Annotated in this window: 10 protein-coding genes; 2 read left to right on the forward strand and 8 right to left on the reverse strand. The window is 68.2% G+C overall.

What is annotated here, in order from left to right:
• Window positions 1-1511: GldG family protein (locus tag EK403_RS01470; protein ID WP_206659460.1), on the reverse strand; the 1511-nt coding region annotated here is incomplete at its 3' end.
• Window positions 1512-1627: 116 nt separating this feature from the next.
• Here EK403_RS01470 and EK403_RS01475 point away from each other — a divergent pair.
• The gene (locus EK403_RS01475; RefSeq protein WP_128775727.1) at window positions 1628-1807 is read left to right on the forward strand and encodes a hypothetical protein; all 180 of its coding nucleotides are present in this window, start codon (window positions 1628-1630) and stop codon (window positions 1805-1807) included.
• A gap of 72 nt (window positions 1808-1879) precedes the next feature.
• On the opposite strand, the gene EK403_RS01480 is transcribed toward EK403_RS01475, so the two are convergent.
• From EK403_RS01480 to EK403_RS01510, 7 genes are all read right to left on the reverse strand, one after another.
• On the reverse strand, window positions 1880-2584 hold the full coding sequence (locus EK403_RS01480) for an ABC transporter ATP-binding protein (RefSeq protein WP_128775728.1): 705 nt from the start codon (window positions 2582-2584) through the stop codon (window positions 1880-1882).
• A 28-nt stretch (window positions 2585-2612) separates the two neighbouring features.
• The gene (locus EK403_RS01485; protein WP_128775729.1) at window positions 2613-2819 is read right to left on the reverse strand and encodes a hypothetical protein; all 207 of its coding nucleotides are present in this window, start codon (window positions 2817-2819) and stop codon (window positions 2613-2615) included.
• 10 nt (window positions 2820-2829) lie between these two features.
• The gene (locus EK403_RS01490) at window positions 2830-3717 is read right to left on the reverse strand and encodes an ABC transporter ATP-binding protein (protein WP_128775730.1); all 888 of its coding nucleotides are present in this window, start codon (window positions 3715-3717) and stop codon (window positions 2830-2832) included.
• Between the two features lie 28 nt (window positions 3718-3745).
• A complete protein-coding gene (locus tag EK403_RS01495) occupies window positions 3746-4612 on the reverse strand; it encodes an ABC transporter permease (protein WP_128775731.1) in 867 nt (288 codons plus the stop codon).
• Window positions 4613-4666: 54 nt separating this feature from the next.
• On the reverse strand, window positions 4667-5524 hold the full coding sequence (locus tag EK403_RS01500) for an ABC transporter ATP-binding protein (RefSeq protein WP_128775732.1): 858 nt from the start codon (window positions 5522-5524) through the stop codon (window positions 4667-4669).
• An 11-nt stretch (window positions 5525-5535) separates the two neighbouring features.
• Window positions 5536-6435 carry an ABC transporter permease gene (locus EK403_RS01505; protein WP_245479445.1) on the reverse strand — a complete coding sequence of 300 codons (900 nt, stop codon included), beginning with the start codon at window positions 6433-6435 and terminating at the stop codon, window positions 5536-5538.
• Window positions 6436-6505: 70 nt separating this feature from the next.
• Window positions 6506-7642, reverse strand: a complete 1137-nt coding sequence (locus EK403_RS01510) for a type 2 periplasmic-binding domain-containing protein (protein WP_128775733.1) — start codon at window positions 7640-7642, stop codon at window positions 6506-6508.
• A gap of 431 nt (window positions 7643-8073) precedes the next feature.
• Here EK403_RS01510 and EK403_RS22860 point away from each other — a divergent pair.
• Window positions 8074-8571 (forward strand): aromatic ring-hydroxylating oxygenase subunit alpha (locus EK403_RS22860; protein WP_245479446.1); only part of this gene is annotated, 498 nt, incomplete at its 3' end.

An 8571-nucleotide genomic window follows, 5' to 3' on the forward strand; every position in this document is an offset into this window, starting at 1 on the left:
GTTGAAACCAGCGCGGCCGCGGGCGGAGCCGCGAAGCCGCCGGGCTCGACGAACAGCAGGTCTCCGAGCGCCGCCGTGACGCCGTGGGTCTCCGAGATCCGCCCGCCCCCGAACCGCATCCAGTAGGGGAAGCTCAGCGTCCGCCCAGACGCGTCCGCGACGGGCGTGGCGAGCGACAAATCGCCCACGACCTCGTCGCCGAGGTAGCGAAGTCCATAGGCCGCGAGGAGGTCGGAGAGATCGTCGACGTCGTCGGACGGCTGGGGCGGCGCCTTGTCGTTGGCCGGGGCGAGCCGCAGCCGTGGATCGATCATGGCGACGAGGCCCGCGCCCCGCATCACCGCCTGGTCGATCGAGTAGAGCATCTCGCGCTTCAGGAGATTCGCGCCGATCACGACGACGGCGTCGAGGCCGTCCGGAAGGCGGTCCGCGAAAGGCGGCACGATCGCGACGTCATAGGCGCGGCGGAGCTCGTTGATCGCGTTGAAGCCGACATCCGCGGCGTTCGGGTCGCCCGGCGCAAGCAGCGGCGTCACCACGGCGACGCGCGGCGGCCGCGTCCGGGCGAGACCGGCGAGCGCGGTGGCGGCGTCATATTCGAGCTGGCCCGCGCGGCGCTGGTCGAAATAGGGGATCGGGACGCGCTTGCCGTTCGCCGAGAAGCTCGCGCCGAGGAAGAAGGTGTCGCCGGAACTGAGCGGCACGCGTCGCACGCCGGCCGCTATCGCTCCGGACTCGCGCTCGCCGTCCGGCTCGGCGTCGTGCGCGTCGAAGACGAGACGCCCGTCGGATCGGTCGGCCATCTGGCGAAGGAGCTCGGCGACTTCTTCCGCATAGGCGCGCACGGCCGACGGGATGTCGGCGCCGCCGGCGCTCCAGAAGAGGTCGATCCGCGATCCCTCGGGCAGCCGGCGCAGCAGGTCGATCGTTCCGTCCGACAGCGTGAAGCGCTTGTCGGCCGTCAGGTCGAGGGCGACGCGCGACGGCACGAACGCGACGGCCGCCGCCGCAAGCGCCAGTCCCGCGAGCCCGCCGGCGGCGATCCGCGCGGACCGGCCGACGCCCCGACGCCCCAGGGGATTCAAAGCGGCCGCGGCGCCGGCCAGCGCGAGCGCGGTCAGGCCGACGAAATAGAGCACCGCGCGGAGCTCGACGCGCCCCGCCGCGATCCGCTCCATCCAGAACTTCGGCGAGGCGTAGGCCGCGACCTTGACCGGACCGACCGGCGCAGCGCCGGCGAACAGCCGTCCAAAGCCGTCCCAGCCGAACATCAGCAGCGCGAACAGGATCGCGAACGCGATCGCGAATGCGCCGATCTCGCTTCGCGCGGCCGCGGAGGCGAACAGGCCCACGGCGTAGAAGGACGTCAGCAGGAGCGCGGCGGCGAAGGCGCCGGCGGCCATGACGCCATAGTCGGGCTGGCCGAGCCAGGCGGCGGTCACGGCGATCGGCGCGGCGAAGGCGAGCGTCGCGACGAGCGCGAGCGAACCCGCCAGCCACGCGCCGATCACGATCGCGCCGGTCGGCAGCGGCAGGGGCAGCAGGAACTCCCTCTCGCGGTCGAGCGANCGGCAGGGTCAGCAGGAACTCCCTCTCGCGGTCGAGCGACCGGCCGACGAAGGTCTTCATGGCGAGCGCCGGCGTGAACACCAGCGCGATCCATGGCAGGAAGGAGAGCGGCAGATCGAGCGACGCCTCGTCAGCGGCGAAGAAGTCGCCGATCAGGAAGGTCGCGACCGGGAGCGCGATCAGGAAGGCGAGCTGGAAGACGAGCGTCAGCCGCGAATGGACGAGCAACCGCAGCTGATGGCGGAACACCGCCCCGACTGCGGCCAGGAACGAGGGCGGCGGGAGAGGAGCTACGGTCGACATGCCGCCGTCAGCTCACCCCAGCCAGCGTCTCGTAGGCGCCGGTCAGCCGTCCGCCTGCGTCGACGAGCTCGCTGATCGAACCATCGGCCGCGACCCGGCCGTCGCGGAACACGATCGCCCGGTCGCAAAGCGTCTCGGCCTCCTCGAGGATGTGGGTCGAGACGACGATCGCCTTGGTCTTCGCCGCCTCGCGCAGCCGCGCCCTGAGCCGACGCTTCTGGCCGGGATCGAGCGCGGTCGTGGGCTCGTCGAGGATGAGGACCGGCGGGTCGTGCAGAAAGGCCTGGCCGATCCAGGCGCGCTGGCGCCAGCCCTGGCTGAGCGTGCCGAGCGGCTGGCCGACGGCCTCGGCGAGGTCGCCGGCCTCAATCGCACGCTCCAGCGCCCGCCGCCGCGCCGCGCCCCGGAGGCCGCGCGCTTCGGCTGCGAAGACGAGGAATTCGCGCACCGTCAGGTCCGGAAAGCCGGTCGGCGATTCCGGCAGGTACCCGATCGACGCCCGCGCGGCCCGCGAAACGGGCCGCCCGAGGATCCGCGCCTCGCCTGCGTCCGGGGCGAGGAAGCCCGCGAGCATCCGCATGGCGGTGGACTTGCCGGCGCCGTTCGCGCCGAGCAGGGCGACGATCGCGCCTTCCGCGGCCATGAAGCTGACGTCGGAGACGGCGGTCTTGTCCCCGAAACGCTTTGCGAGATGGTCGGCCTCGATCAGCAACGCAACGCGCCCCCGCGGCCCCCGACGGTCAACGGCCGGACAGGAACCCGGCCACGATCATCAGGAGCATGCTGACGCCGGTCAACGCATATCCGGCCTTGACCAGCGCGCCGGCCGCGGCCGGTCCGGCGCGCGCTCGCACCGACCGCAGGCTCGCGGCGGTCGCGAGAGCCGCGCCGACGACGGCCGTCGCGATGATGGTCTCACGCGCGATCAGGACGCCGAGCAGCTCCAAGGCCGGGCTCTCAGGCGCGCGCCTCGTGCTCAGCCGGCCCTCTGTGCGCGAAATGCGCGGCCCCGCCGAAGCTCTTCATCGCCTCGTCGTGCAGGATCTCCAGCGCCTGGCGCTTGATCTCGAACACCTCGGGCGAACTCATCATGTGGAACTGCCGCGGACGCGGCAGCGGGATCTCGATCACCGCGCGGACCTGGGCCGGACGGTTCGACAGCACCACGAGACGGTCGGCCAGGAAGATCGCCTCCTCGATCTCGGAGGTCACGAACAGGTTGGTGCGCCGGTTCTCCTCGAACAGCCTGAGGAAGAACTCCTGCATCAGCGGCCGGGACATCGCGTCGAGGCCGCGGAACGGCTCGTCCATGATGAGCAGCAGCGGGCGGTTGATCAGCGCGCGGGCGAGCTCGGCGCGGCGCTGCATGCCGCCAGAGAGCTGCGACGGATACTTCTGCTTGAACTCGCCGAGCCCGACCTTCTCGAGCAGGCGGTGCGCCTCCTTCTCGATCTCGGGGCGCGAGCCCTCGTGCCGAAGACGCGGCCCGAACACGACGTTGTCGAACGTCGTCTGCCACGGCATCAGCGCCGTCTCCTGGAACACCACCATGCGGTCCTTCGCGGGACCCACGACCTTCTGCCCGTTGAGCAGGATCTCGCCGGAGTCGGGGTGATCGTAGCCCGCCACCATGTTGACGATGGTGGACTTGCCGCACCCCGAGGGCCCGACGATGCATGTGAGGTCGCCGGGCTTGATCTCGAAGGTGAGGTTGCGGACCACCTCCTCGCGGGCCCAGTCCTCCCCGAACCCGCGGGAGACGTTCTTGAGCTCGACCCGGCTCTTGCCGGCGGCGTGATCGACGGGCGCGGTCACGGCGGTGGGCTTGGCGGCGGTCGTGGTCATGGCTTTCGCTCCTGTCTCTGGTGGCCGCTCAGAACGCCCGCCGCCAGGGCATGACGCGTTCGCCGAGGACGCGGATCAGCGCGCTCGACAGATAGCCGGCGATCCCGATCGAGATCATGCCGACGATGATGTGCTCCATGGAGCCGCCCATGTAGGAGCTCCAGATGAAGAAGCCGAGGCCGCCGCCCGCCTGGCTGCCGCCGCCCGACACCATCTCGGCCGCGAGCACGACGTTCCAGGTGATGCCCATGCCGACCGCGGCGCCGGTGAAGATCGAAGGCAGCGTTCCGGGCAGGATGACGCGCGAGAACAGGTGCCACTGGGTCGCGCCCATCGACTGGGCGGCCCTGAGGTAGCGCACGTCGATCGTGCGGGCGCCGCCCAGCACGTTGATCACGATGGTGAAGAACGCGCCGAGGAAGGTCACGAAGATGATCGACATCTCGTTGGTCGGCCAGAAGATCAGCGAGGCCGGCACCCAGGCGAGCGGCGGGATCGGCCGCAGGATCTCGAAAGGCGGGAAGAACACGTCGCGGAAATACTTGTTCACCGCGAGCGCCAGCCCGAACGGGATGCCCAGGATCATGGCGATCACGAAGCCGCCGAGCACGCGCTTGTAGCTCTCGACCCAGCTCCACCAATAGCCGGGCTGGACCACGACTTCGGCCGCGGCGGCCGCGACCGCGCTCGGCGCCGGCAGCTTGCCGAAGAACGGGATCTCGAGGCCAAGCCCGGCCTTGGCCCAGGCGCCGAACTCCCAGAGAGCGAGGAAGGCGAGGATCCCGGCGATGCCCCGCCAGAAACGGGGGCTCGACACCGCGCGCTCGAACTTCGAACGGCGCTTGAAGACCCTCGGCGCGGGCGCTTGTGACGGAAGGGCGGTGACGGCGCTCATGGCGTATTGTCCTGCGACGGTTTCGGGAAAGGCGGGAGCGGGCGTTCGGCCCGTTCACGCCATCTCGCGTTCTCCAGCCTGGAAGGCCTTCAGGGCCTCCTCGTGCACCGCCTCGTCCGCCTCCTTGACCAGCAGGCGGAAGGCCTCGCTCGTGAGCGTCGTGTAGTCGCGCGGCCGGGGCAGGTCGATGTCGATCACCTTCTTCACGCGACAGGGCCGCGTCGTCATCACGTAGACCTTGTCGCCGAGGAAGATCGCCTCTTCGAGATCATGGGTGATGAAGTAGATCGTGACCTTGGTGCGGTCGTACATCTCAAGCAGCGCTTCGTGCATGATCTGCTTGGTGAGCGCGTCCATCGCCCGGTAGGGCTCGTCGAGCAGCAGCACCTTGGGCTCGTTGATCAGCGCGCGCACGATCTCGGCGCGGCGCGCCATGCCGGACGACACCTCTCCCGGATATTTGTCCGCGACGTTTCCGAGCCCCGCCTCCTTCAGCGCGGCGCGCGCCCGCTCGATGCACTCGGCCTTGGGCCAGCGGCGCTGGACCATCGGCCCGTAGGCGACGTTCTCGGCGAGCGTCTTCCAGGGGAACAGCGCGCCGTTCTGGAACACCACGATGCGGTCCGAGGCCTGGGACGCGAGCGGGTGCTTCGGGCCGCACAGCGGGACCCCGTCGAGCAGGATCTCGCCTTCGGTGATCGAGTGGAAGCCCGCGATCGCGTTCAGCAGCGTGGTCTTCCCGCAGCCCGAGGGGCCGACGATCATGCAGACCTCGCCGGGCGCGATCTCCATGGAGCAGTGGTCGACCGCCATGACCTGCGCCCCGTCGGGGTCGTAGATCTTGGTGACGTCGCGGATGCTGATCGCGCCCTTGGTCGGGACGGTGGGAGCGGAGAAGATCTGGGATTGCATCTCGTCTCTCCTCACCGGCCCTGCATCGCGAGCGCTTTGACGTGCCACTGCATCAGCCGGTTGCCGACGAAGCGGACGATCGCCGAGGAGAACCAGCCGACGAAGCCGAGCGTCAGCATGCCGATCACCATCGGGACCGTGACGCTGTTCACGTATGAGGACAGGATCAGATAGCCGAGGCCGAAGTCGCCCGAGACCATCTCGGCGGCGACGAGTGAGAACCAGGCGACGCCGATCGAGATCTGCAGCCCGGTGAAGATGAAGGGCATCGCGCCCGGCACCACCACGTGCCAGAACACGTCCCGCTTGCGGGAGCCGAGGCAGCCGGCGGCGCGGAAATAGCTCTCGTCGATCGACTGGACGCCGAGCATCGTGTTGAGGGTCGTGGCGAAGAACGAGGCCAGCGTCGCGAGGAAGATGACCGGGGTCTCGTAGCCCGCGAACATGAGGATCGCGAGCGGCACCCAAGCCATGATCGGGATCGGCCTCAGGGTCTCGAACAGCGGGAAGGTGTAGTCCTTGACCTTGGCGGACCACCCCATGAGCAGGCCCAGAGGCACGCCGAGCGCGGTCGCGAGCACGAAGGCGATCAGGATGCGCCGGCAGCTCACATAGATGTGCTGGTAATAGTCCGGCGTGTAGATCGACGTGCCCTGCTGCGGGTTGGCCGAAATCCAGTCCGACAGGATCGTCACCGGTCCCGGGATTTTCTCGAAGCGCGGGAGCGAGAGGCCCTCGCAGAGCAGCCAGTAGGCGAACAGCCAGACTGCGATGCCAAAGACCATCAGGTACGGCGTCGGGGATCGGAGACCCTTCTTCGCCCGGTGGAGCGCCATGCCGAAGCCGGTCGGCTGCTGGCGGCGCGCGGGCGTTCGATCGCCGGCGTAGACGTCGTGCGCGATAACGCTCATCGGTCGGTCCTTCTTGAAGTCATCGAAAGCCAAGGGGGCGCGGGCGCGTGCGCCCGCGCGCCTGCCCGGGTCAGTTCTTGAAGTCGGTCGCGGACTGCGCCTTGATCACGCCGATCGGGCTGCTGAGGCCGCGTTCGGCCAGCACCTGCTTGGCGATCGAATCGTCGACGCCGCCCTCGCGGATCTTTGAATCGGCGGCGGGCTTGGCCGGCATCGTGTTCAGGAACTTGGTGGCCCCGTCGAGGAGCTTCTGGACCCGCTCGGTGACCACGAAGTCGAACTCGAGCTTGGTCGAGCCGACGTCCTTGTCGTTCATCGTCCCATAGAGCGCGCTCCAGAGGATCTTGCGATCCATGCGCTCGGTCTGAGCCTCGGCCATGCGCGCGACCTCGTCGGCGTTCTTCATGTCGGACATGAAGAGCTCCGAATCGAGCTCGGACTGGAGCCAGCCCTTCACGATGTCGGGCCGCTGCTTGATGAGGTCGTTCAGCATCAGCAGGAAGGCGCCGTCATACTGGTCGAAGTCGCGACCCGTCGCGACGCGCCTGGCGATGCCGGTCATCTCGATCTTGGAGGCGGTCGGCTCCCAGACCGTCGCCGCGTCGAGCTTGCCGGCGCGGAAGTTGGTGGTGATGACCTCGACGTTCTGGTTCAGGTAGGAGGCCGGCTTCACGCCGAGAGAATCGAAGGCCTCGCGGGCGAAGCGGTCAGAGCAGGCGCCCTGGGGCGCCGAGGTCTGCTTGCCCGCCATCCATTTCACGGCCTCCTGTCCGGTGTTGAAGGCCGGCGCGTCGTTCTTGACCATGAAGATGTTGCACTGCTGCTGGGACAGGCCGACGGACGCGACGATGCGGATGTCGGTGCCGCCGCGGTCCTTCAGATTGCGGAAGGTCGCGGCGATCGAGGGCATGTCGCCCGCGTAGCCGATGTGCTGCTTCTCGCCGGTCATCGCGTTCACGATGACCGCGCCCTGCAGGCCGATCTGGAAGCTCGCGGTCGAGCCCTCCGGCAGATACTTCTTCCAGAAGCTCTTGCCGTTGTTCACGACGCCGGACCACGAGGCGGTGTAGTAGGGCTGGTAGCCGACCACCAGGTCGACCTTCTCGCCCTGCTTCCCGAAGTTCACCTCGGCCTTGGCCGGGGGCGTGAGAGCGGTCGCGGCCAGGAGGCTGGCGGCGGCGAACGTCATTGCGCTTATGCGGGCCATGTTCCCTCCCGAGGAACCTGCCGACCCTTGCTTCGCTTCCGCCTCTGGATGGGCGGATAAGGCGAACGGATCGCGTTTTTATCGTTTTCAGCGCCGCCCCCAGGACGGGCCTCACGATGGCACGCCGCAAACGCCCCGGTGTAAAATTGTTCCTTCAAATGGATTGATAGCGCAATCCTATCGGCACGATCGGACAATCAGGCGCGACTATATTCCAAGGCGCTTTTGGGGCAGGAACCCCACGTCCTGCGCGCCGAAAGCGCGCCGAATGCCATGCCGCTGTCTATCAAAATATAAGAACGTTTCATTTGGCCAATCGAACCCGACGGGCGAACGTCCTCGCATCATCTCGGGGACGGATGCGCCTTCCGTTCCCGGCTGCGGGGCGTCCAAACCGCCCGAGCGCCAAAGAACCCAAGAGGAAGCGCGAGATGCCAGCCAGAAATCACAAGCAGTGGATGGCCGCCCCGAACCTTCAGGACGGGGAATGGATCGACAGCCGCGTCTACACCGAGCAGGCGATCTTCGACGAGGAGCTCGAGAAGATCTTCAAGCGGGCGTGGATTCCGGTCTGCCACGAGTCCGAGCTGCCGAAGCCTTACGACTTCCGCACCACCTCGATCGCCAACGAGCCGATCATCGTGACGCGCGGCCCCGACAACGAGGTGCGGGCGTTCCTCAACGTCTGCCCGCACCGCGGCATGCTGATCGAGCGCCGCCCGTCAGGCAGCTTCTACGAAGGCCAGCCGTCGGGAAATCCGAAGCGGATGACCTGCATGTTCCACGCTTGGCAGTTCGATATGAAGGGGAACTGCGTCTACATCAGCCGCGAGAAGGAAGGCTACCAGGACCGTCTCCCGAAGGAGAGCGTCGGTCTGCGGCGCCTGCGCTGCGAGGTGAAGTTCGGCGGGGTCGTCTGGGGGGACCCC

Source organism: Hansschlegelia zhihuaiae, from assembly GCF_004103825.1.
Lineage (GTDB): Bacteria > Pseudomonadota > Alphaproteobacteria > Rhizobiales > Methylopilaceae > Methylopila > Methylopila zhihuaiae.

Excerpts from the sequence above, each read along its gene's own strand:
- EK403_RS01490 (WP_128775730.1), bottom strand. The coding sequence starts at position 3,717 with ATGACCACGACCGCCGCCAAGCCCACCGCCGTGACCGCGCCCGTCGAT.
- EK403_RS01505 (WP_245479445.1), bottom strand. The coding sequence starts at position 6,435 with ATGAGCGTTATCGCGCACGACGTCTACGCCGGCGATCGAACGCCCGCG.
- EK403_RS01510 (WP_128775733.1), bottom strand. The coding sequence starts at position 7,642 with ATGGCCCGCATAAGCGCAATGACGTTCGCCGCCGCCAGCCTCCTGGCC.
- EK403_RS01495 (WP_128775731.1), bottom strand. The coding sequence starts at position 4,612 with ATGAGCGCCGTCACCGCCCTTCCGTCACAAGCGCCCGCGCCGAGGGTC.
- EK403_RS01500 (WP_128775732.1), bottom strand. The coding sequence starts at position 5,524 with ATGCAATCCCAGATCTTCTCCGCTCCCACCGTCCCGACCAAGGGCGCG.
- EK403_RS01475 (WP_128775727.1), top strand. The coding sequence starts at position 1,628 with ATGGCGAGCGCCGGCGTGAACACCAGCGCGATCCATGGCAGGAAGGAG.